Source organism: Gabonibacter massiliensis (genome assembly GCA_001487125.1).
GTDB lineage: Bacteria > Bacteroidota > Bacteroidia > Bacteroidales > Marinifilaceae > Gabonibacter > Gabonibacter massiliensis.
On sequence record LN913013.1, the window covers coordinates 1,438,675 to 1,463,695 of the forward strand.

Consider the following 25,021-nt stretch of genomic DNA (forward strand, 5'->3'; position numbering starts at 1 on the left):
ATCCTCCCTTTGAAAAGGGAGGATTCGTTATATAACACTATCGGGAAAACAACAACTCCCGGTACTTAGGCAAAGGCCATATCTCGTCATCTACCAGCAACTCCAATTTATCAATATGATAGCGGATCTTCTCCAAATAAGGACGTACTTCCGCCGTATACACCTCAGCCCGTTTCACCTCATCCGACAGGGCATTAGCCAATTTCCTGGCTTCGGTCATATCAGAGACCATCGTTTGTATTTCCCGGATATGCAAAGAGATCGTCCGAATCATTTCCAATTGGATTTCAGCTATCCCTCCATCCGCAAATGCAGCCTTTAAACCGTTCACGTTATCCAAAAGCGTATTTTGGTATTTTATAGCGATCGGAATAATATGATTCAAAGCCAGATCCCCCAATACTCTCGATTCGATTTGCAGCTTTTTCAGATAAATCTCATTCTTTATCTCGAAACGAGCCTTCAGCTCCCGTTCACTCAACACTCCCGAATTCACAAACAAGCGACGGGCTTTGTCCGACAGATAAGCTTTCAAGGCGGGTATGCAATCCGTATCGGTAGACAAACCTCTCCGGGCAGCCTCCTCTCTCCATTCCTGTCCATAGCCATTTCCCTCGAAACGAATAGATTGCGATTCTATGATGTACTTGCGCAATACCTGAAAAATCGCTTCGTCTTTCTTCACCCCCTTATCGATCAAAGCATCCGTCTCTTTTTTAAACAACACCAACTGCTCCGCCACGGCCGTATTCAAAACAATCATGGGGCCACCGCAATTCGCGGAAGAACCGACAGCCCGAAATTCGAACCGATTACCGGTAAATGCAAAAGGAGACGTTCTGTTCCGGTCCGTATTATCCAACATGATCTCCGGAATCTTTCCCACATTTAACTTTAACTCGGTCTTTTCATCCGGACTCATTTTTTTAGAACTCACTTTCTCCACCAACTCATTCAACACCCCGGACAAATAAGCTCCCAAGAATACGGACATAATCACGGGAGGAGCCTCTTCTCCCCCTAAACGAGCCTCATTCCCCTGCGACACGATACAGGCCTTAAACAAATCCGAATATTCGTGTACCGCCTTTATGGTTGAAACCAAAAAAATCAAGAATTGCATATTGGACTTCGGGTTACGTCCGGGCGACAATAGGTTTACCCCCGTATTGGTCATCAACGACCAATTATTATGTTTTCCGGAACCGTTCACCCCCTTATAGGGCTTTTCATGTAAAAGAACCCGAAAATCATGTCGCCTCGCCACTTTTTTCATGGTAGACATCAACAACTGGTTATGGTCAACCGCCAGATTCGCCTCTTCAAATATCGGAGCACATTCAAATTGATTCGGAGCCACCTCATTGTGTCTGGTCTTAATGGGGATGCCCAAACGATGACACTCGTATTCCAGCTCTTCCATAAATGAAGTCACCCTTGCCGGAATAGCGCCGAAATACTGATCCTCCAACTGCTGATCTTTTGCCGATGAATGTCCCATCAACGTCCGTCCGCACAGCTTCAGGTCGGGACGAGCATTATACAAAGCTTCATCTACCAAAAAATATTCCTGCTCCCATCCCAACGTCGCAATCACCCGACTCACGTCTTTATCAAAATACTGGCAGATATCCACGGCGGCCTTATCAATCAAGGCCAAAGCTTTCAACATCGGAGTCTTAAAATCCAAAGCCTCTCCGGTATAAGCCACAAACACGGTCGGGATACACAAGGTCCGGTTATTAATAAAAGCCGGAGAACCCGGATCCCATGCCGTATACCCCCGAGCCTCAAACGTATTTCGAATCCCCCCGTTCGGAAAACTCGAAGCATCCGGTTCTTGCTGCACCAGAACCCGGCCGTCAAAGGATTCGATCACGTTGCCGTCAGGCAGTATATCCACGAAAGAGTCATGCTTTTCGGCCGTTGCCCCATTCAACGGATGAAACCAATGCGTGTAATGGGTAACACCGCGCTCTACCGCCCATGCCTTCATCGCGGCTGCCACCTGATCCGCTAACCCGCGGTCGATACTGGTTCCATCAAGCATGATTCGTTCCAATTTTTTAAACGCTTCGATAGAAAGATAATGCCTCATTTTTTCCGAAGAAAAAACATCTTCCCCGAAGATCTCCGAACACCTGGGCCAAGATGCTCCCGTTACCGGCTTCCGATCCGCCAATTTTTCCAAAGCCATAAATCTGATTTTTGCCATAATTTGTTTTATTTAGATACTACCCCATATTTTTATGGGGTCAAATATATAAAAAAGTACTTATTTCAAATAATACCCCCTTAATTTTTATTACTATTCCGACAAAAAAATAATTTCAAACCAGACACCCCCTACTAACAGGTCTCTCTCATCAAAAATATTTTTATAAATTTCAAAAGTACATGCCTGAATATTCCTCTTTTCACGTAACTTTGTTCTTTAAAATTTCAAACATGAAAAAAATTGCGGCCATACACGATTTATCCGGTTACGGAAGAGCTTCCCTGACGGTAGCCATACCTATACTTTCTCACATGGGGTATCAGGTATGTCCACTTCCGACAGCCATATTATCGGCACATAGCGAATACCCGAACTTTCGTTCTCTCGATCTGACCGACTTCATGGAGGAGTACATCGCCCACTGGAAAACATTAAACCTGCATTTCGACGCGATTTATTCCGGTTACCTCGCCTCCGTAAAACAGATGGAAATCGTATCCGATTTTTTCAACCACTTCCAAAACGAACAAAACTTTATATTGGTGGACCCCGTACTCGGGGATCACGGCTCCCTTTATCCGAACATGAATCAAGCCATGATAGAAGGGATGAGACACCTGTGTACCCAAGCCAAAGTGATCACCCCTAACCTGACGGAAGCTGCATTTCTACTCGGGGAAAACAGCGTCAAAGGGATCTCGGCGGAACAAACGTTAGCCTGGTGTAAAGCCTTATCACAATTCGGGCCTGAACACGTAATCATCACTTCGGCTCCCGGCAATAACCCGCAAGATATCGTAACCATAGCCTACAACCGGACGGATAATCGCTACTGGGAAGTGGTTTGCGACCACATCCCCGCCTCTTATCCGGGCACGGGAGATGCCTTCGCCAGCGTTATCACCGGTTGCCTGTTAAACGGAGACAGTCTTCCCGAAGCCGTAGACCGTGCCGTTCATTTTATCAACATGGGTATCAAAGCCACATTCGGTTACACGCATAATCCTCTCGACGGTATGAATCAGGAGAAAGTGTTGCACTATCTGAACGAACCCATACCTTATTACAGGTATCAACTGATAGAAGAACCGAAAACGACCGACCGGACATGATAAAAGCTATTATTATTGATTTTGACGGTACAACCCTACCCCGCCAATGGCATTCCGTGAGTAAAGAAAACCGGGAGGCTTTGGAAAAAGCGGGTAAGAAAGGCATCATCCGGATTTTGGCAACCGGACGTTCCTTTTTCTCTTTCAATCACGTTCTTCCCGAAGGATTACCCATAGATTATATGGTATTTTCCTCCGGCGCCGGAATCATGCAATGGGACAACCGTCGAATCATGCAATCCCGGGAATTAACGGTAGAAGAGACCCGGGAGATAGCCTCCTATTTATGGAAATACAATGTCAACTTTACGATCCAGAAACGCATTCCGAACAACCACTTTTTTCTTTACAGACAAATCGCCCGACAACATGAAGATTTCAGACGCCGAATAGAAAATTATCCCGGCTTGGGAACCCCTATGCCCCTACCGGAGGATCTGAACGAAGGAGCGACCCAATTCCTGACCATTTTAGGAGCGGATCAAGCCGATCTGCACGAAAAGATACAACAGCAACTCTCTTCCTATTCCGTGATCCGGGCAACCTCCCCCATCGACAACCGAGCCATATGGACCGAAATATTTGCCAAAGACGTGAATAAAGGAAGCAGTTGCGAACTGCTCTTGAATCAACTCGGGATCTCTTTTCCCGAATGCGCGGGGTTAGGAAACGACTACAACGACTTGGATTTTCTGGAACGGTGCGGCATATCCTTTGTCGTGGCCAACGCTCCGGCTCCCCTTACAAAGCGATTCGAAAAGGTCCCCGCCGACACCGACAACGGTCTCGCCGCCTTTATCTGTCAAAACATCAATCTATAAAAACATCATTCACCCTTGTATTTCCATTTCACGGCATCGGCAACGATTAAAGTCGGATAGTCCCAACTATTTAACGGAGAATCTTTGGATACCCGGTCGTCCAAAACGACAAGGCTCATCCCGCATTCCATACGATACTCTCCCAAAGATACCCATCCGTCCATATCGTCCTCCAAGGTAAAGGCGACCTCGGTTTCTCTTTCTGCATGCCGAACCGTGTAAAAATAGGTTGTACCCGGCTTGCGCATATTAACTATATCGGGTCCATCAGAAATATAGACAAAGACCTCGTACCTACCAGGCTTATCGATAAACGTATGCCACTCCACCCCGTTACCCCCGCGTCCCGCCGTTTTACAATACGCACTTCGTATGGAATCCCCGTAAAACCGACCATCGAGAACCGGGGTCCATTGCTTTACTCTTCCTCGCAACCTATCTTTAAATTCGTATCTGTTCTTCCTCCCGGACATCAAGGATAAGCTCCACTCCTTTTCCGGATGAATTACACGAAAATTCGTGTCCCGGTCGTCCACGATCACCTCGTCTGCCGAAGGAAAAAAATCCGAGACATTACAACTCTTTTCCCCTTCCGAGGCGACCACCCCGCTTTCCAAAGGCAAAGAGAACGTTAACGGTAGATTGCGGGAAAGATGCGTCATAAAATCCTGTCGATTACGTCCATCCGATGCGATACACCGGATAACCTTGCATTCGCCGGGTCTTAACAGGAAACCGCGTATGATTTGTTTGGTCACATACCTATTTTGAATCCCCCCTACCGGTATCGAGACAATCCCTTCCGTCCGACTATCGTTAAACACTTTAAAACTCAACACGCAATTACCCGGTCCCCGCTCTTCCTGCGGCAGCCTCTCCCCTCTTACCTCTTTCACCTTAAATAAGGGCAGTCCCTTTCGGGAATAGAGTTTAGCAACAATAGCACCGAGATCCGCCCCGTACTTCTCCCCGTATGCTTTACAAAAGCACTCGAAATCAACCGTCTCGAAAAGGTGTCGACATAAAAAATCATCCAAAAAAGAATAAAACGTATCTTCCCCCGTGCAAGCTGTCAGATAAGCCCCAAGATAGCCCGCGCTAAGATAAAGAATACAATCGATCTCCTCCGTCGAAAGTGTTCGATCACGGCAAGCCTCGTCCAAACTCCTCGCGGAAAGATAATCGATACAAGACTTTATCAAAGCCCCGGAAAAGTATTTATCCAGGCCAGGACCTCCTATTTGAGCATATTTTAATAGTATACCCAATGCAGGATAACGTCTGTCCGAAATAAACCCCGTAAAGTCTTGCAACAGAGAAGCTACATTATTCATCTCTCCTTGAAATAGACTCTCGACACATCCTTTCACACGCATGAGTAAATCGTCGTACTCCCCCATCTTCTCCGAATCCAACAGCGCCGTAATATCACACACCTTAGACATTATCGCAAAACGTTCCGGTAGGAATACCAACCCGGGCTGATTGTAGTTGTTATTGTTATTCCATTTACGCTGATGTGCGGCAAAGGAGACGGGGACTTCCACGACCTTAAACTCTTTAAAAAGATAGGGCTTTTGACAGCAGCGTTCATAAAAGTTCGAACTACTCTCAAAAATCTCTTTTTTTTGCTCGAAAGAGAGCGGTAGCTCCCAATCTCCCCAATCCCTGCTCCGAAAGTAATACCACTCCAACTCTATCGAATCGATCTCTATACGCTTCCGTCCTAAATCACCGATACATAAAGCAATGCCCGGCAGGTTATCCCTGCTTCTAAAGATACTCCTCTCTTCCTCTTCTTCCCTTTTACCCTGCGAAACAATCAATAATCCTTCTCTCTTTTCCACGCTTAACGAGTATCGGGAATAATCGAATTGCCTATCCAAAGGATTACCCGGGTTCTCAGGAGCAACAGCCGCCGGATACCATTGACACTCGGGATAAAGTAACGTGAATCTATCCGATAGATAAGAGTAAAGATTACCGTAACGAAAACCAACACCTAACTTTTCGACGGGAGTATCCAATTCCCGATGATCGTATTCCACATCCCCCAATTCCAAATAACCAAAGGCATCGTCTATCTTTCCGGCATAATCTATTTCCAAGAAGAGACTCTCCCCGGAAGCTAATGCCCGCTTCACAATAACAATTTGCTTCTCTCGGGTAAAACCGACAGCAATCTCTTTCTCTTTACAAGAAGTGATCGACAAAAAAGGATTCAGATACAATATGAAATCAGCAATCCTCTGATCCGTCGGGTTCCGTATTTCCATGCGACTACTCCCGTACAAACTGTCTTTGACCTGCCTACAAGCTATATCATTGGACAACATTTTCACCACGGGTGAAGAAGAGTATTTTCTATATACCTCCCGGTATGTTTCCCGTCTCACATCCCGCTCCCGAAAACCCTGGTCATACCAATTCCCCGCAAAAACCGCACACACGCACAATAAACATCCTCCCAACAACAAATAAGCAGGCTCTTTTATATCTCCGGACTTTCTTTTACAACAAACGATACCCAATATTCCTAACCCGACACCCGCGAATAAATAAGCCAATCGATGCAATATATAAGGCCATAAAAAAGGATGTCCGGTAATTTCCGAAAAAATATTGGGAATCTCCCGTCCCGCGTAATCCAATAGCCCGTGTCGTATCTCGGGCAGATAAAAACAGGAGATTCCCCAGATCAAAAGTAAGATGAGTAATGTTCCCCCTTTACTTTTCATCAAGCTACCGGTAAACATCGATAATCCCAACCAAAAACAGAGAGTAGGAAATGTCAACGTAACCAAATAAAAAGGATAGATCCACCACCGCAACGGATTTTCACTCCAAAACAGCTGCAAAAACAACCCCATAAACAACACGATCACATTTAACACCATTACCACCGTGATCACCCCCAAAGCCTTTCCGGCAAAATAGTCTAAATTACTCACCGGACGGAAATAGATCACATCCAGTGTTGTTAATTTCAATTTTTCTTTTAATAAATCGTAAGCCATAAAGAGAATAAACAAGGGCTGTATACTATTAAAAAGAAACGAAAATAAAAAAGGATCTGCCGAAGAGAGTCCGGCCGGAGTAAATATCAAATAAATTTTCCCGAAATAAAAAATCACCGGGATCAATAAGACTACCAATAAAAATAGTCTTACCAACCAATCTCGCCGGAGCAATTTTATTTGATAGAGCCAAACTGTAAACATTCGAGTATTCAATATTAGCATTTGAAATTGATTGTCTGTTTATCATTATTCGGATAAGTCACCACAGCAGTAACTGTCAATGTACTTCTATTTATTTTTATCTCTATATAAGTAGGCCCTGCTCTCAATTTACACCGTGCGTCGTAAAACGTCCCTAAGTAATATATATCAATTATTAATTCCCCAACAAGCCCAGACTACGATTGCATAATCTTTTCAGTTTTATATAATTCGCCATTACCCGGGGTGCTACTATTAATTAAACTACCCCAACCACAAAGTATATCCGAATCAAATCTATAGTAAATCTCATACTTAACCCTCACTCCCACATTAGCAAGCGGACAACCAATTTCATCTCCCACAAATAGATGTAAATAAACAGGATACTTTAGAGACGACTTGTATGCATTTTGCATTGGGATTCCATTATACCTCGTTTTCTCCCGTGCAAAACCGACATGACACAAACACACCATAAAAGCCATACCTAACAAAACTCTGATAATTGATTTTCTTTTCATAACACTAATATTTAGATTTAGCAAAACCCAACTTTAGTCTATCCAGGCACAACTTACATTTATCAAAGCAATAAATATATCAATAATCATTTAATTTACAACATTGCAATACAATATTAACACAACAATCCATCATTTACTATAAACGCCCTCTTTGAACAACCTCTTAGAAAACAAAAAAAAGGTTGTCCACTTACTTATGGACAACCCTCCTTCACGCACAATGGCAAATATATTTTTAAATAATTCCTTTCTCTGATAACAACTCTTTCATCTCTTGTTGCAGTTTGATCGCCTCAACCCGGGCTCGAACAGCAAAATTTTCTGTGTTATCGGCGAAGATAATTCCCCGTGAAGAGTTTACGATCAGCCCGCAATGGCCATTCATACCGTATTTGGCCACTTCTTGCAAACTACCGCCTTGTGCTCCGACCCCCGGAACCAACAAAAAGTGATCCGGCACGATTTCACGAATACCGCTCAACATCTCGGCCTTGGTTGCGCCGACCACGTACATCATATTTTTAGCATTGCCCCAATCCTGTGATTTACGTAACACCTTCTCGTATAACTTTTCCCCGTTTTCCTCGAAAAATTGAAAATCATAGGCACCCTTATTCGAAGTCAAAGCCAACAAGATCACCCATTTCCCCTCGTATTTTAAAAACGGAGTTACGGAATCCTCTCCCATATACGGAGCCACTGTTATAGAATCGAAATCCAGCCTCTCCAAGAAAGCACGCGCATACATTTCCGAGGTATTCCCGATATCTCCTCTTTTAGCATCGGCTATGGTCAGCACCTCCGGATAATTCGTTTTTATATATTCGATCGTCTTCCCCAAGCTCTCCCAACCCTCTACTCCGCGACTCTCGTAAAAGGCTATATTCGGCTTATAAGCAATCGTTATATCCGCCGTGGCATCTATTATTGCTTTGTTAAACTCGTATACAGGATCTTCTGCATCCAATAAATGCACCGGGATTTTCTTTATATCGGAATCCAACCCCACGCAAAGGAAGGATTTCTTCCTCTTTATTTGTTCGAACAATTCTTGATACAACATATTTATTGATTTTGTGATTCTGTGATTTAGAGATTTTGTGATTTAGGGATTCTGTGATTTAGAGATTCAAATCACTTAATCTCCTAATCATCGAATCTCGCAATCGCTCAATCCATTAGTTTCTTAATTTACAATTAAAACCCGCTTTCCTTCAACTTTTCCGTATTTTCCTCAATTTGCAACTTCTCGATAATCTCGTGTAAATCTCCGTCCATGATAGCGGCCAAATTATACAATGTCAAATTAATCCGATGATCCGTCACCCTTCCCTGAGGATAATTATAGGTACGAATCTTTGCCGAACGGTCCCCGGTAGAAACCATCGTTTTCCGCTTGGAAGCGATCTCGTCCATGTATTTTTGGTGCTCGATGGCATAAATCCGGGAACGTAACTCTTTCATAGCTTTCGCCAGATTCTTGATCTGAGACTTTTCATCCTGACAGGTCACCACGATTCCCGTGGGGATATGCGTCAAACGAATAGCCGAATAAGTGGTATTCACCGATTGCCCTCCGGGACCGGACGAACAATAAGTATCCTTGCGGATATCCGCCGGGTTCAACTCTACATCCACCTCTTCGGCCTCAGGCAAAACGGCTACGGTTGCGGCAGAAGTATGTACCCGTCCCTGTGTTTCGGTAGCAGGTACGCGTTGTACCCGATGTACTCCGGACTCGTATTTCATGATACCGTATACCCCTTCGCCCGAAATATTGGCCACAATCTCTTTATATCCTCCCGAGGTTCCTTCACTTACGTTAGTCACCTCCATCCTCCAACGTTTAGTCTCGCAAAATTTCGTGTACATACGGAATAAATCTCCCGCAAAAATGCAGGCTTCGTCTCCCCCCGTTCCCGCACGTATTTCCAAAATAACGTTCTTGGAATCTTCCGGATCTGCCGGAATCAACAACATCTTCACCCGGTTTTCCATCTCCGGAATTCTTTCCGACAACTCGTCCAGTTCCAATTGGGCCATCTCCCGTAACTCCTTATCGCTCTCGTGTTCCAGTATCTCCTCTGCCTCTTCGCGTAACTTCACTGCATTTTTCAACTCGTTAGCCGCTTCCACAATCTGCTCTAAATCCCGATACTCTTTATTCAACTTTACGAACCGATTGATATCCTGAATCACTTCGGGATCCGTAATCAATTGTCCGATCTCATGGAAACGAATATAAAATGTCTCTAACTTCTCTAAAAGGGCATTATCACTCATATACATTCAATTATAATTCTTGCAAAATTAATAAAAACAAAACAGTTTTCAATCCATTTGATTATAATTCCCCCGTTAATTCCCCGATCTGCAAAACAAAGAAGAATCCGGAGGCGGTTCGAACCACCTCCAGACTTTCCGGTATCTTAATAAAATAATAGAAATATCAATAGATCAAACATACATCTATTCTCCCGACGGCTCCTCCAGACTTTTCCCAACCAAGTCACTCAACTCGATTTCCAAAGCACTACAAATCAAACAAAGCGTTTTCACGGTAACATTACTTTTTCCAGCTTCAATCCGGCTCATATTCGAACGCTCGATGTCACATTTATAAGCAAGTTCTTGTATCGTAAGATTTCTACTCATTCTTATTCGTTTGATATTCAATGCTATTCGATGTATTTCCTCGTCATAATCCATTTTATTACGTATCATATTTGATACGCAAATTTTTTACTTTATATTTGCAACATGCGTATCATAAATGATACGAAGTGATTTATATCAATAACGTTATAGCATGAAAAAAGTTATTCTACTCATTATTACGATCGTGACTGTATTTATGATTACTCCCATTCGCGGCTCTTCACAAAATATAAAGGATTTTTTCTTTCAGGAAAAACAAATATATACGCTCACGGATGGAAAAAATCAGACAGAAACCTACCAGATACAACGTTACGATAAACATACGGTTTATCTGGTTTATACCTTGTCGATAAAACACCAGACAATTCGAACAATTTCAATCAAACTTCAATTTCAAAAGAACCGTATTACCTCCGAATTCATTCGAATGACGGGAATCAGCGGAAGTATAAATCAAAAAAGCAAAATAACCGTTTTAGCGTTACCGGGAAAAAACGGGGACAATTGCTGGACCAACCGAACATCTAAAGAACGTACAGAATACACCTGCAAATACATCGAATTAACCCTAAACGGACAACATTCGTATAAAGCTTTACAGGTAAGCCGGAAGAGTCTCGACCTATCGAGTAATAAAACGGTTGCGCCTGAAGAAATCTCATTTTACGTGAAAGAGATGGGACTGATATTAAAAACAGACGGAAAAAATATTTTAAGCTATTCGACCGCATTAAATTATATACCCAACCAAATAGAGGTAAAATGACCACGCGTATACAAAAATGGATGCCTGTTATCCCGGCTTGTACACTATTAATCGTATGTGTTACCCTACTGATTTTACTTCACGCGTATCGTGCCGATACAGCTTCTTATTCCTTTCCTGTTAAAGAGGAAAACAGACACATCACCCCATCGCAAGACTCTCTGCCTGCAGATTCAGCGTCCGAACTTAATCTTTAAAGAATGTTGCGGTATCTTCTAAAGAATGGAAACAAAAATCAGGCAATACGCTTAACAATTTAGCACTCGAAAAACAGACCCGATGCTGAGAGGAACGTGCTGTTTCCCGTGTAAAAGCGGGTTTAGTTCCCTGCAATAAAGCAAAGAATGCCATCATCCGCCACAACGCGGAGGTCATCCAAGGATACAAAGCCACCCGAGGAGGCCTCTTTCCCGCAACGCGGGCAATCGTTGAAAACAAATGTTTATAAGAGTAATTTCCACCGCATAATACAAAACGTTCGGAACGAACTGCCGGACGATTTGCCAAAGCAATCATCGCCACGCATACGTCGCGAACATCGACATAGCCATTTATCCCGAAGGTATAGACGGGCATTCCCCGCAACGCTCGTTCCATAAGCAGAGCGCTGCTCCTTCCCTTCAGCCCTCCTCCCAGTATAATAGCCGGATTTACAATGACGGCATTCAAACCCTTATGAATAAAATTCCATACCGTCTTTTCCGCCCTTCCCTTGCTTTCCGAATACATAGAATGCACGGAACCGGGAATAACCGGCGTCTTCTCATCAATACACTCCCCCTCCTCGGCATCTCCCAACGCCGCAACAGAACTGACAAAACACAATCGCACGCCAAAACGAAGGCATAAACGGCAAATGATCTCCGTCCCTTTTATATTTGTTTCCAGTAATTTGTTCCTATCGCTCCCGTGAAAAGAGACCACGGCTGCACAATGGTACACGATAGCAGCTTCTTTCACGTAAACAGCCAACGACTCTTCATCCAAGACATCTCCCGTAACCCATCTTACCCGCCTCCCGGCGGACTCGGGTAGATCGGAATAACGAGAAAAGAGAGCCATCGTCTCGTCTGTTCGCCTCTCTTTCCTTTTTAAAGCTATAATATCTTCTTCAGTTTTCGCCAGATGACATAACAAATGACTTCCCAGCAGGCCTGTAGCCCCAGTTACAAAAACCATGGCCAAAACCTACTCCGCCCATTCAAAAACAAAGTTCTGTTTTACGTCCGGGTGCAAACTCAGATGCACGGGACAAGTATGAGCAACCCGCTCCAATACCGTTTTATCTTTTTTAGAAAAAGCGCGGGCCGGCATATGAAAGATAACATCAATCCCGGCTATGCGACGCGGTTCAGCCGCCATTGTTTTCGTGATCTCTATTTCCGTCCCCGATAAATCGATTCCATTGTTTTTCGCGTATATTCCCATGATAGTCATAGCGCAAGCCGCCAAGGAGGTTGCGCACAAATCCGTAGGAGAAAAAGCCTCTCCCTTACCGTTATTATCCGTCGGCGCATCTGTAACAATCGTTGTTCCACTCTGTAAATGAGTACATTCTAATCGAAGATCTCCTAAATATTTTGCTTTTACCGTTGTCATAACCTCTATCTTTAATTTTAATTTTCAAAGATAACAAATTATTTATATCCGAAACAATGTCATTTGTTTGATTTTTTTTACTTCCATAGACAGTTTTAGCATAGTTTTTGATATTTATTGAGTATCCCTTTTGACACTTTAGAATGCCGGGGAATTGACTTATCCTTTACATCACACACACTAAAAACAGAAGATACCCGGCATTCTACTCTTCCTGTACCGACTAAAACAAATCTATGGCATCGGGAATATGTTCTATTTTCATCTCCCTGCCGATCACTAATATCAGATCAAAACGAATTTCCCGTCGAATATTATTACACGTGAGATAAGCAGCTCCGGCAGCTAATAAATTCTTTTTCTTCTTTAACGACAACAACTCTTCCGGATAAGATTCCGGCACCATCCGGGATTTTACTTCTATCACCACGAGCACGTCACCGTCGAGTGCAACGAAATCCAACTCTCTGCGCCCGATACGCCAGTTCCTTTCTAACACGACATACCCCTGTTCGAGAAGAAAGCGATAAACCTCCTCCTCCCCGACCTTGCCATAATCGTTGTGCCGTGCCATATTGAAAAAATTCAATAGACCGAACCACCGTTTCCATCCCCTCGAATCATCGGCCTATATATGGATATAAAAGCAATCGTCCCATGGTAATGCCCGTATTATCAGATAAATACATACCACTCCCAATTTACAGGCTAAAAAGAGTTTTGCAATGATATATAAAACCATTGAAAACACAAAATTTTTACTACTAATTTATAATATATCTCTAATTCAAGAGTTTGATTTAAAGGATTGATTGTTTATTTGTTTTGGAATCTCGCCCTAAATCATTATCTTTGTATGATTTTTGGGAAAAGTAGTAGTTATGGCTAAAAAAAGAGTTTTATTTATCTCCCAAGAGATAGTTCCGTATCTTCCGGAGTCGGAAATGGCAAATATCGGCAGGTATCTACCTCAAGGGATTCAAGACAAAGGAAAAGAGATCAGAACATTTATGCCTCGTTACGGTTGCATAAACGAACGACGCAATCAACTGCATGAAGTGATTAGACTTTCCGGTATGAATTTGATCATTAATGACACGGATCACCCCCTCATCATCAAAGTTGCCTCCATACAAGCAGCAAGAATGCAAGTTTATTTTATCGATAACGATGATTATTTCCAAAGAAAACACGTGATTACAGACAGTGAAGGAAATTTTTTTGACGATAATGACGAAAGGGCCATATTTTTCGCACGCGGGGTATTCGAAACCGTCCGAAAATTGAGGTGGGCTCCGGATTTAATCTATTGCCAAGGCTGGTTGACATCACTCGTACCTCTCTATTTAAAGAAAGAATACCAGGATGATCCGGTATTCTCAAAAGCAAAAGTAGTATTCTCGACGTATAATGATAAATTCGAAGGAAGTTTAAATCATAAATTTGCAGAAAAAGCGATCACGGAAGGTGTATTCCCTAAAGATTTGACACTCGTGAAAGAGCCGACTCATACGAATATCAATAAATTAGCATTTCAATATTCCGACGGAATCATTTTCAATCAACCCGATATCGAAGACGAATTGAAGAGATTCGCGGAGGCATCCGGGAAACCGATTTTAGAGTACCCCGGAGAGGAGTCGTACGTCGACCAATATTCCGATTTCTTCGACAAAATTATAGGATAATGTTATATGCAAACGTCACTTTCGTTTGTCTAAAAAAAATAAATATATGTGTGGTATCGTAGGTTATATTGGGTCGAGAGAGGCCTATCCAATCTTAATTAACGGCTTAAAACGATTAGAGTACAGAGGATATGATTCTGCCGGCATAGCCTTAATGAACGACGAACAGATCAACATTTACAAATGCAAGGGACGGGTTATCGATCTGGAAAATCATATCGCGGGTCAACTGCCAAAAGCGACCATCGGAATGGGACATACCCGTTGGGCCACCCATGGTGAACCGAATGACGCGAATGCACACCCGCAAACATCCATGAATCGTATTTTCTCTGTCATCCATAACGGGATCATTGAAAACCACGCTTTATTGAAAGAAAAATTAATAGCAAGGGGATATGCTTTTACCAGCGAGACCGACACGGAGATATTAGCCAATTTGATCGAATACATCTACCTGAAAGGAAAAGTTTCGGCAGAAATAGCAGTACGCCTCGCTTTAACGAAAGTCATCGGAGCCTACGGTTTAGTCGTCATGTGTAAAAACGAAAAAGACAAGCTTATCGTAGCAAGAAAAGGCAGTCCGCTTGTAATAGGAGTTGGACAAAATGAATATTTCGTGGCTTCCGATGCGACACCCATCGTCGAATATACCAAAAACGTGATTTATCTGAATGACGATGATATCGCAGTATTGAAAAAGGACGAGATGCTCCTAAAAAATTTACAGAACAATCTTCTGACACCCAATATCCAACAAATCGACATCGATATCGAAAAGATCGAAAAAGGAGGTTTCCCTCATTTCATGTTGAAAGAGATTTACGAACAGGTAAATTCTATTTACGACACCATCCGGGGACGGGTTAACGTGGAGGCCTCCGAAATTTACTTAGGTGGTATTTCCGAAATTATTCCGCAGATGATTCGGGCTCAACGTATCATCATCATCGGATGTGGAACTTCCTGGCATGCCGGATTAGTCGGAGAATATCTATTGGAAGAGTTTGCCCGGATTCCCGTGGAGGTAGAATACGCCTCTGAATTCCGTTACCGGAACCCGGTAGTCACCCCGGACGACATCGTGATCGCCATCTCTCAAAGCGGGGAAACGGCAGACACGCTGGCGGCCATTAAATTCGCCAAACAAAAGGGAGCCACCGTTATGGGCATATGCAACGTGGTCGGTTCCAGTATCGCCAGAGAAACTCATGCCGGAGTATATACGCATGCCGGCCCCGAAATCGGAGTTGCCTCGACAAAAGCATTCACGGCCCAAATCTCCGTTTTAACGATGATGGCCCTGCAAATCGGCTACCGGAAAGGAACGTTGTCCATCGAAAGTTATCACAAATACATTCACGAACTATACAATCTGCCCGATAAGGTAAAAGAAATTCTGCTTCAAAACGAACAAATCAAAAAAATTGCAGAAGCCTATAAAGACTCTACAAATGCCATCTATTTAGGAAGAGGCTGTCAGTTCCCCGTTGCCCTGGAAGGAGCCCTGAAACTGAAAGAGATCTCGTACATTCATGCAGAAGGTTATCCCGCGGCGGAAATGAAGCATGGTCCCATCGCTCTTATTGACGAAAACATGCCGGTATTTGCCATCGCAACAAAAGACAACTTTTATGAAAAGATCGTATCGAATATAAAAGAAGTACAATCCCGTAAAGGGCACGTGATCGCATTAGTCAACAACAATGATGTACAAGTTAAGAATATGGCGGAACACGTGATCGAAATCCCGGAGACCCTTGAATACCTCTCTCCTCTTTTAAACGTAATCCCGTTACAATTGATCTCCTACCATATCGCTGTGATGCGGGGATGCAACGTGGATATGCCACGCAATTTAGCAAAATCCGTAACGGTAGAATAACAGAACAAGTTGATTCTGTGATTGGGTAATTCAATGATTCCGTGATTTGAAGTTCGAATCTCGGAATCATTGAATCTCTTACCCTGTTATCATCAAGAAATAATCCCTCGGGGCTTGGACGTTCTCGTCGGTCGTGTAAACGATTTTTGTTCACTACCCTCCGGGATTCGCTTCGCTCAGACCGTCCGTCGGGTAGCCGCTCCGAATACCGAACACGACACTCACCGTTCGCTATTGATGCCCCTTCGTTTTTATCCCTTTCCCTTCAAGCAATTGTAAATTTTAAATGTAGATTGTAAATTAATTTTTGATTTTAGATTTATGATTAAGATTCTGATCTTACCCTCTTTAAATCGTAAATCTAAAATCCGAAATCGTAAATCTTTTTATCTCTTAATCTCTATATTCATAGAAATAATTCCGGTTCCCGTCTCTCAGTTAATCCCTCTTCCAACTCCTGTTTATGGTAAAGATAGCCCGCATCCTCATAATATTTGGCTCCCATCGGGCATCTCTTTATACAAGCCCCGCATTTTATGCAGATTCCCGTATATTCCCGCACATCATCATAAGAAATTGATCCCATCGGACAAATTTCTACACAGAGTTTACAATCAATGCATCTATCGTTCGTGACAGGCATCACCTTACGAATATCAACGGCATTTCCTTTGCGATCCCGGGGAGTATAATAACCGCGATAAGGATAAGGGGTTCCTTTTACCTTTACCGTAATCTTTCTATCGTCACTCTCTTTATATTTTTCCGCAACCCGGGCAGCAAACGCGTTAAGGGCTTCCGCATCCCTTTCATCCGGTCGTCCCTTGGCCAACATCTGCGAAAAGGAGTGCTCTCCGATAAACGCAGCCGCAGCTGTCACATGAAAACCCGCTCTTTCCATGATATCCCTGAGTTCTATCAACGCATCGTCATAATCCCGGTTACCGAACAAAACAACCGGAATTCCAATCGCCTCGTTTCCTTGTAAAGTTGCCAGATACTTCAACAAAACATTAGGTACCCGTCCGGCATATACCGGAGTACCCAACACCACCATATCCGTTCTTTTAAAAGCAAGAACCGTCGATCTGGCCGAAGGTAATGTGAAGTCGTAACTTTCAACCGTCACCTTCAAGATCCGGGCCATTTCCGCGGCAATAACAGACACACTCCTCCGGGTCGTACCTGTCGGACTGAAATAAACAGCAACAACTCGATCTATCATTCCGCTTTCTTTTCCAAGCTCTTTTGCCATTTCCAGGCATTCACCATCGTCTCTTCGATCGGAGTCCCGGCCTTCCAACCCAACTCCTTATTCGCTAATGTGGTATCGGCCCATACCTTCTCTACATCGCCGGCACGGCGCCCTACAATTTTATAATTAACTTTCACCCCGGTAGCACTCTCGAAAGCATGTATGACTTCCAGCACGGATAGAGCCTTTCCCGTACCGATATTAAAATACTCGTAATTCTCTCGATTCTTTTTTTCCAATAATCGCCGGATGGCCACGACATGTGCCCCAGCCAAATCGACAACGTCAATATAATCCCTCAAGGGAGAACCGTCAGGAGTATTGTAATCATCACCGAAAACACTTAATTCTTTCCGTATCCCGATTGCTGTTTGCGTCAAATAAGGAATCAAATTATTAGGGACACCATTGGGCAACTCTCCGATAAATGCCGTCGGGTGAGCCCCGATCGGATTGAAATAACGCAAGGACAATGCACTCATGGAAGGTTCTACCCGCATAAAATCCCGAATGATATCTTCACTCATTACTTTCGTATTTCCATAAGGAGATTCCGCCTCCTTTCGAGGTGTATGCTCCGTCACGGGCAATACATCAGCCTGTCCGTACACGGTACAAGAGGAAGAAAACACGAAGTATTTCACCCCGAACTCCCGCATACAAAACAAAACATTCATCAAAGAGTTCAAATTATTATAATAATATTCCAAAGGCTTATCCACCGACTCTCCCACCGCCTTTAAAGCGGCAAAGTGAATAACGGCCTCGATATCCCTGTGACGGGCAAAGAAATCGCGCGTTTCGGCCAGATTTGTCAACTCGATCTGTTCGAACTCCGGTCGAATACCTGTGATTTTCTGGATACCATCCAACACCTGAAGAGTAGAATTGACCAGGTTATCCGCAATGACAACCTCAAATCCCTTTTGTTGAAGCTCAACAACCGTATGCGACCCGATATATCCCGTTCCGCCCGTTACAAAAACCTTCATAACACATTATTTTTTTCGATTTATAACTTTCTGAGCCTCTGCTTCAGACATTACAAAGTAAATAATAATAATTCAAAATGCCCAAAAATACCTTGTGTTCGTATTCTTTTTTCTTACCTTTGCCGTATGTACAAATGCATTGAACACATAGAAGACCTTCTCTATCTACATGATTGCGTGATAGTTCCCGGATTCGGCGGTTTTATCGGTAATTACACCGAGGCCACCATTCATCCGAAAACAGGAATTTTAACGCCCCCTTCCAAAAAGGTGGTATTCAACAAGCATTTAAAGCAAAATGACGGACTATTAATCCATTGGATCGCCCGGAAAGAAAAAATCGATTACGAAAAAGCAGAACGTCGTCTATCGCTTTTTTGCGAAGAGCTAAAAGTTCGATTAAACCAAAATCAAAAAATAATATTCGGTTCTATCGGTACTTTCTACATGGATCGTCGTTTTAATATCGTATTCGAACCCGGAAAGCAAAATTTCTTAGCCGATACGATCGGCATGCACGACATAGAGGTATTCCCTTCCGGTAAAAAAAGCATCCCCGCGGAATACATTAACACGGACTCCGGAAATATAGTTACTCGCCTATTCAAATACGGACTTTCAGCCGCCATGATCACGGGTATCATAATCATTTCGCAACAAGATATATTCAAAGCGGATCATCGGGCTGAGACGAGCAACCTGCAACCAACGACTATTCAAACGCAAACAAAATCCGTTCATGTCCCCGTCATTATTTCACCCGATTGCGATTTTGTAGAATTCGATCCACTCTCTACTTTGTAGTCCATCCGGCCCAATAACCGACCAGAGAAAAAAGGATATAAAGAGGTATCAGAAAAGTTAAAAAGCCGATCTGAAACAAGATTGCCAAGAGTATGGCCGTACCGAAATAAAGATAACGCACCCGGTTGGATTTCCATGAAAAATCGGTTATTTTCAGAGAGAACATAGGCAATTCAACGACCAGCAATACGGACAAAACGACAACACACCCGAAAAGTACCCAAACATTTCCCCACAGACAAGGGAAAAGCTCATTGTTCCAATAATAAGACAGTACCAGACAAACCCAGAACAAAGCATTTGCAGGGGTCGGCATCCCGATAAACGAATAGGTCTGACGAGTATCCAAATTAAATTTAGCTAAACGAAAAGCAGAAAACGCAGGGATAAGCAAAGGGGAATACATCAAAACATATTCAACCCACGAATAGGAGGAGTCCGGAGAATATTGAGCACCGGACAACAAGGACAGTTTGATCAACAAATGAGCCATAACAGCCGGCACCACGCCGAAACTTACCATATCGGCCATCGAATCCAACTCCTTTCCCATCTCCGACCTCACATGTAATAATCTCGCGGCAAATCCATCAAAAAAATCAAAAACCATAGCCAACAAAACCAATAAAGCAGCCACCAACAAATTATCGTACATCGCCATAAAAACGGCCATCGTTCCGGAAATAACATTCATACAGGTGATCAGGTTCGGAATTTGTTTTCTCATAAGCCCAGGGTATTTAATACGAGTACGAAAGTAGTGCTTTTTACCCTAAATAAATCACATTTTTATTACTTTTGTCATAAAATTATCGGGCATGACTAAATTTCTTATCATTAGATTCAGCTCCATCGGAGACATCATTCAATGTATGGATATCGTCCATGGCATTAAAAATCATTTCCCTGATTCAGAAATACATTGGATTGCGCGAAAAGACATGGCCTCTTTTCTTCATATGGACAAAAGAATCGATAAGGTTTGGGAATTCGATAAGAAAAGCGGCTTGAAAGGGCTTTTAAAGATTGCCCGACAGCTCAAAGCCGAACAATTCGACTACCTCTACGATGCACACAGTAATATCCGGTCAAATTTATTGAAGATGATTTTATTGCCCCCCGGCCGGAAATTACTACGCCGGAAACCCAATTACGTGCTAAGAAAAAAAGAACGCTGGAAACGATTTTTATTATTTAAGTTAGGGATCAATACATTCGACAAGCCTTTCAAAGGAATTATCTCTTACCGGAAGCCCTTGGCCCGATGGGGAATTACCCGTTTCGACTCAAACTATTCCGACTGGTATTTTCCGGCCGATTTCGAAAAACGCTTCTCTCCCTTGATCAACAAGCAAACCGTCACCCTCGTTCCATCGGCCAACTGGGAGATGAAACGCTGGCCCATCGGCTACTGGCAACAAATCATACAACTTCTTCCGGAACACAACTTCCTTATTCTCGCCGGACCGACAGATTCTTTCTGCGAAACCATTCGGGCAATCGCACCGGAACGAGTTAACAACATGGCAGGAAAAACCTCCTTGTTGGAATCTTGTTACTTAGTTAAGCAATCCAATCTGGTTATCAGCGGAGATACCGGATTCTTGCACGCCGCAGATCTTTTTCATACACCGGGTATCGCCCTGATGGGACCCACGGCTTTCGGATTCCCGACGGGAAAAGAGATCAACGTAATGGAAGTTCCCCTTCCCTGCCGCCCTTGCACAAAAGACGGACACGGCAGATGCAAACAATCGGTTTGGCAAAAATGCATGGTCGACATTACTCCCGACAGGGTAGTAAAACAAGTAGAACGAATGTTTAAATAAAATTTATATCTTCTCACTTTTCAGGCTGACCCGGAACACGGTTCCCACCCCCTCTTCACTCTCGAAAGTAATGGTTCCTCCCATGCTCTCTATGATCTTATAAGACATGGCTAATCCCAACCCCATACCTCCGGATTTCGTGGTAAAATTCGGTTCTGATATGTGATTCCGTATACCTTCAGGTATTCCCGCGCCATTATCCCTCACCGCCAACACGCCCCCCTGCTCTTCATGAGTCAAAGTAACCGTAATCAATCCCTCCCGGCCTTCCGGAATACTTTGTGTCGCATTTTTTAACAGATTTACAATCACCCGGTTAACCTGATCCTTATCTCCATATACTAAAATATCAGGCTCTATATCGCAAATCATCCGATCCACATTATTTTCGAACAAAGTGGTACATCCTTGAACCAGTTCGCTTAAATTAAACCACTCGCTGTTAGCTACCGGCATTTTAGCGAAATCAGAAAAAGCAGAAGCGATGGATGCCATATGATCGATCTGTTCCACTAAAATAGAAGATATATCTTTAAAACGTTGCCTTACCTCTTCCACATTACCTCCCTGCAAAGTTCGCTGTAAAAACTGAATATTCAATTTCATCGGAGTCAACGGATTTTTAATCTCATGAGCTATCTGGCGAGCCATCTCACGCCAAGCCGTCTCCCGTTCCGATTTGGCCAGTTTTTTTACACTATCTTCCAGTTTATCCACCATCCCGTTATATTCCCTCACCAACATTCCGACTTCATCCCGCTGGTTATAAACAATCTTCTCATTCTTCCCTCCTACCCGCATCAGACGCAACTTTTCATTTACCATTTGTAAAGGTTTGGTTACCCGCTCTGCAACAATTCCCGAAAAAATGAACGCCAATACCATCACGATCATGGCAATATTTATGGCAATGATCACGAATAACATGATATCCACGTTCAACTCGTCACTCTTGGTGAAATAAGGAATGTTCAACACGTAAGCTTCACCATTCTCCAACATCATCGGAACATAGGCCGCCATATAATCCAGCTCTCCAATCTTCTCCTCTTGCACGAAACTCGTCGCCTTTTCTTTCACTAATTTCCGGTAAGCGATAGGGTTCAGCAAGGTTCCCCTGAATCCCTTTTCAAAGATAACGGGTTGAGAAGTTGCCACCAACGTCCCCGTCTGATCGTATATATTAATATCCACCCACAACATACTGGCAATCTTGTATAAAATATCTTGAATCTGAGGACACACCTGTACATCGATACAATCATATTTTTCCAATTCTTTACTGATGTATTTGGATATCTGAACTACCTTCATACTCTGTTTTCTTTCCACACTATCGGTATTCACAACGATACTCATCACCGTCATAATAATGAAGAGGGCGCTTATCAATGAAATGATATTGTTCTTAATCCGTCTCTTCAAGGTCTCCCGCCTGAAATTTATCCATTCTTGTTCCTCGAAACGGAAAAACAAACCATACGAAGAGAACAATACGCACACGAAAATAGCGTAAAGCACATTCAGGTAGTAAAGGGCAAAAACATCGTCTCCTAAACTGATCACGAAAACCCCGCTTTTACCGACCGGAATAATCATATGCGAATAGTGGTCTTTTGTCAGAATCTCCACGTGTTCGAAATCAGTCTCCCCGAATTGTTCCAGCCGTTTATAATAATTGAACTCTCCATGGGAAGTCAACAAAATCCCATCTTTATATTTTGCATACGAATAAGGATAAACAACTTTCCTATCCTCCGACGCCTCTTTTGACAGTACCTGTGAATACCCGATGGCCTCCCCCTCATCTTTTGAATCGAATCGCAGGTACAATTTATCCGGCCCCGCAGGGGTATTAAAATCAAAAAGTCCTACATAAGAGATCACTCCATCGAAGTCATCGATATTATAAAAGGAGGTATTCTGTATTCGTACTCCCGTACTATCGATCAATGTACGGAAATAGGAGCTACAGTCTTCTAACGTAAAACCGGGTTCCACCAACAAACTATCCTTGTCGGTACATAAAAATACCCTGCAATCGAAATAGAAACCGGAAAGATCGGTCAACTCATTCAAGATTTTACGGGTAATCCCCTCTTCGTCCCGAAGACCGACCAAGGAATCCAACTCTCTCGAATTTTTGATCACCTGATCTATCTCCATCAATTTTTTTTCGAACTGCGAATCCCGTTCTCCAATAATTTCCGTCGCACACCTTGCCCTGATCGTTATCTCCCGGTGCACCTCACTACTTTTAGATAAAAAGATAACGTATACAGAAACAACGACTAACGCTATCATAAAAATACTCTTTTGAGCGTCAGGTTTTACAAGGTACACGTTTAAAATAAACAGTATGTATAAAGATAACGTGAACAGACACTCTAAAGGAGTAAGAGAAAAATCAAAAAAATAACACAAAGCCGCACAGAACGCCAATACGCAAACCACTCCGATAGTAACCTCTCTCAAAGAAAAAATATTGTAAAAATAACGCACTGACCCGTTGATCAATACAAATAATCCCATTCCTCCAAGAATCAGGGTGATGAAAGCCACCACCGAAGAAAAATCGATATTTAAAAAACGAGCGATATTCAAACTGACCTGCGTATTCTCGATCAAAGAGTTAATAGAGAAATGCAAAAAATTCGTATACAAAAAAGCAGAGAAAACAAATCCCAACAAAAAAAGATACCTGTATCGTATTAACCGGGGCTCCTGATACTTTATCCGCAATTTATTGAGCGTTATATACAGAAAATGGGTCAGACAAAACATCGTTAAAAACAGGTCCCCTACCGGCAAAACCAGATTCCACTCGGAATTATCTGCCTGAAAAATGGCAAAATGGTACAAGGTGTAAGGAATCTGATACTGCACCATCAATACCCGAAGTACAACCAGACACACGAAGAAACTGAAAACCGCAATCAATTGAACACGAAAAAACCGGACTCGATCCAACACCACTTCGTAAGCATAAAACAATAAATACAAAAAAACAAGGTAGAGAATCAATACAAAATAATTGGGCAGGAAATTTTCATAAGCGACGTGACGTTCTACTTGAAACAATCTCTCCCCCTCCCGATTATACACGGTAGGTTCGTTCTGTACCTGAGGGATATGAAGGATCACGCTTTCAGCATCTTCCACGTTGACGCCAAAAACGGAATTAAAATTATTCTTGATATAATTGTTTGTATAGGGATAATCATCTTTTAAAAAAATCAAAGCGAAAAAATCGATATCCCCCACCGAGTGCCGTCTTATATCATAATAAATATTATTGATCTTAACCAGGTTGCCGGCTTCTTTCAACTTGTTATACAGATCTGTTTCTCCGACCTGCTCGCTACTCCAATACCTTAATTCTCCACGTTCAAAGGCGACTAAAATAACATTCTCATCCTTCCATTCTATATTACTGATGTCCTTTGAGATAACAATTTTTCTCAACTGTTCGTCGACATGACGTTCTTCCCGATGCAACCGCTTTTCAAAAATAGCCAACTGTTCCTCTTCGGTTTGTGTCCTGATGATATATTCCCAAGACAAAGCCGCAAAAAGGCATACAAACATCAATAATATAACGATCCAAAATTTCTTCATTTCATTCTCCTTTAACCATGCCATT

General features: G+C 42.9%; 20 protein-coding genes. 7 read left to right on the forward strand and 13 right to left on the reverse strand.

The genetic code is table 11. The annotated features are described in order from the left end of the window. Nucleotides 1–37: 37 nt before the first annotated feature. Nucleotides 38–2,215: a glutamine synthetase III family protein gene (locus BN3283_RS10425; RefSeq protein ID WP_041504661.1), complete on the reverse strand. Its 2,178-nt coding sequence runs from the start codon at nt 2,213–2,215 to the stop codon at nt 38–40. A gap of 233 nt (nt 2,216–2,448) precedes the next feature. On the opposite strand from BN3283_RS10425, the gene BN3283_RS10430 reads away from it, so the two are divergent. Continuing rightward, nucleotides 2,449–3,330: a pyridoxamine kinase gene (locus BN3283_RS10430; protein ID WP_041502967.1), complete on the forward strand. Its 882-nt coding sequence runs from the start codon at nt 2,449–2,451 to the stop codon at nt 3,328–3,330. After that, complete coding sequence (locus BN3283_RS10435; RefSeq protein ID WP_041504660.1) at nt 3,327–4,151, forward strand: HAD-IIB family hydrolase; 825 nt, start codon at nt 3,327–3,329, stop codon at nt 4,149–4,151. Before BN3283_RS10430 ends, BN3283_RS10435 begins: the two co-directional genes overlap by 4 nt. A gap of 5 nt (nt 4,152–4,156) precedes the next feature. Here the strand turns inward: BN3283_RS10435 and BN3283_RS10440 are convergent, their stop codons facing one another. The 5 genes from BN3283_RS10440 to BN3283_RS10460 form a co-directional block, all read right to left on the reverse strand. Then, a complete protein-coding gene (locus BN3283_RS10440; protein ID WP_059026606.1) occupies nt 4,157–7,372 on the reverse strand; it encodes an ABC transporter permease subunit in 3,216 nt (1,071 codons plus the stop codon). Nucleotides 7,373–7,569: 197 nt separating this feature from the next. Continuing rightward, on the reverse strand, nt 7,570–7,896 hold the full coding sequence (locus BN3283_RS10445; protein WP_147625585.1) for a hypothetical protein: 327 nt from the start codon (nt 7,894–7,896) through the stop codon (nt 7,570–7,572). Nucleotides 7,897–8,134: 238 nt separating this feature from the next. Next, nucleotides 8,135–8,962, reverse strand: coding sequence for an orotidine-5'-phosphate decarboxylase (pyrF, locus tag BN3283_RS10450; RefSeq protein ID WP_041504657.1), 828 nt, complete (start codon nt 8,960–8,962; stop codon nt 8,135–8,137). Nucleotides 8,963–9,096: 134 nt separating this feature from the next. After that, nucleotides 9,097–10,182 (reverse strand): peptide chain release factor 1, encoded by a 1,086-nt coding sequence (prfA, locus tag BN3283_RS10455; protein ID WP_041504689.1) that lies wholly within the window; start codon nt 10,180–10,182, stop codon nt 9,097–9,099. Between the two features lie 186 nt (nt 10,183–10,368). Continuing rightward, nucleotides 10,369–10,623, reverse strand: coding sequence for a helix-turn-helix domain-containing protein (locus BN3283_RS10460; RefSeq protein WP_052649333.1), 255 nt, complete (start codon nt 10,621–10,623; stop codon nt 10,369–10,371). 85 nt (nt 10,624–10,708) lie between these two features. On the opposite strand from BN3283_RS10460, the gene BN3283_RS10465 reads away from it, so the two are divergent. Then, on the forward strand, nt 10,709–11,326 hold the full coding sequence (locus BN3283_RS10465) for a hypothetical protein (protein ID WP_041504656.1): 618 nt from the start codon (nt 10,709–10,711) through the stop codon (nt 11,324–11,326). A 186-nt stretch (nt 11,327–11,512) separates the two neighbouring features. Here BN3283_RS10465 and BN3283_RS10470 read toward each other — a convergent pair whose 3' ends face one another. From BN3283_RS10470 to BN3283_RS10480, 3 genes are all read right to left on the reverse strand, one after another. After that, a complete protein-coding gene (locus BN3283_RS10470) occupies nt 11,513–12,505 on the reverse strand; it encodes an NAD-dependent epimerase/dehydratase family protein (RefSeq protein WP_059026608.1) in 993 nt (330 codons plus the stop codon). Between the two features lie 9 nt (nt 12,506–12,514). Beyond that, the gene (locus BN3283_RS10475; protein WP_041504654.1) at nt 12,515–12,925 is read right to left on the reverse strand and encodes an OsmC family protein; all 411 of its coding nucleotides are present in this window, start codon (nt 12,923–12,925) and stop codon (nt 12,515–12,517) included. 223 nt (nt 12,926–13,148) lie between these two features. Beyond that, entirely contained in the window at nt 13,149–13,499 is a 351-nt protein-coding gene (locus BN3283_RS10480; protein WP_041504653.1) for a YraN family protein, read from the reverse strand. A 307-nt stretch (nt 13,500–13,806) separates the two neighbouring features. Between BN3283_RS10480 and BN3283_RS10485 the strand changes: the two genes are divergently transcribed. Further along, nucleotides 13,807–14,613: a glycogen/starch synthase gene (locus BN3283_RS10485; RefSeq protein WP_041504652.1), complete on the forward strand. Its 807-nt coding sequence runs from the start codon at nt 13,807–13,809 to the stop codon at nt 14,611–14,613. 46 nt (nt 14,614–14,659) lie between these two features. After that, the gene (glmS, locus tag BN3283_RS10490) at nt 14,660–16,498 is read left to right on the forward strand and encodes a glutamine--fructose-6-phosphate transaminase (isomerizing) (protein WP_041502864.1); all 1,839 of its coding nucleotides are present in this window, start codon (nt 14,660–14,662) and stop codon (nt 16,496–16,498) included. A gap of 406 nt (nt 16,499–16,904) precedes the next feature. On the opposite strand, the gene BN3283_RS10495 is transcribed toward glmS, so the two are convergent. Next, nucleotides 16,905–17,753 (reverse strand): EFR1 family ferrodoxin, encoded by an 849-nt coding sequence (locus BN3283_RS10495; protein WP_286137642.1) that lies wholly within the window; start codon nt 17,751–17,753, stop codon nt 16,905–16,907. Continuing rightward, nucleotides 17,720–18,745: a UDP-glucose 4-epimerase GalE gene (galE, locus tag BN3283_RS10500; RefSeq protein ID WP_059026610.1), complete on the reverse strand. Its 1,026-nt coding sequence runs from the start codon at nt 18,743–18,745 to the stop codon at nt 17,720–17,722. The genes BN3283_RS10495 and galE overlap by 34 nt, the downstream gene beginning before the upstream one ends. Before the next feature lie 126 nt (nt 18,746–18,871). Here galE and BN3283_RS10505 point away from each other — a divergent pair, with 126 nt between their 5' ends. Beyond that, nucleotides 18,872–19,549, forward strand: a complete 678-nt coding sequence (locus tag BN3283_RS10505) for an HU domain-containing protein (RefSeq protein WP_041504686.1) — start codon at nt 18,872–18,874, stop codon at nt 19,547–19,549. Here BN3283_RS10505 and pssA read toward each other — a convergent pair. Next, nucleotides 19,539–20,276 (reverse strand): CDP-diacylglycerol--serine O-phosphatidyltransferase, encoded by a 738-nt coding sequence (pssA, locus tag BN3283_RS10510; RefSeq protein ID WP_041504649.1) that lies wholly within the window; start codon nt 20,274–20,276, stop codon nt 19,539–19,541. The genes BN3283_RS10505 and pssA overlap by 11 nt on opposite strands. 91 nt (nt 20,277–20,367) lie before the next feature. Between pssA and BN3283_RS10515 the strand changes: the two genes are divergently transcribed. Continuing rightward, the gene (locus BN3283_RS10515) at nt 20,368–21,378 is read left to right on the forward strand and encodes a glycosyltransferase family 9 protein (protein ID WP_041504648.1); all 1,011 of its coding nucleotides are present in this window, start codon (nt 20,368–20,370) and stop codon (nt 21,376–21,378) included. A gap of 3 nt (nt 21,379–21,381) precedes the next feature. Here BN3283_RS10515 and BN3283_RS10520 read toward each other — a convergent pair whose 3' ends face one another. Further along, on the reverse strand, nt 21,382–25,020 hold the full coding sequence (locus tag BN3283_RS10520; RefSeq protein ID WP_052649331.1) for a sensor histidine kinase: 3,639 nt from the start codon (nt 25,018–25,020) through the stop codon (nt 21,382–21,384). Between the last annotated feature and the right edge of the window lies 1 nt (nt 25,021).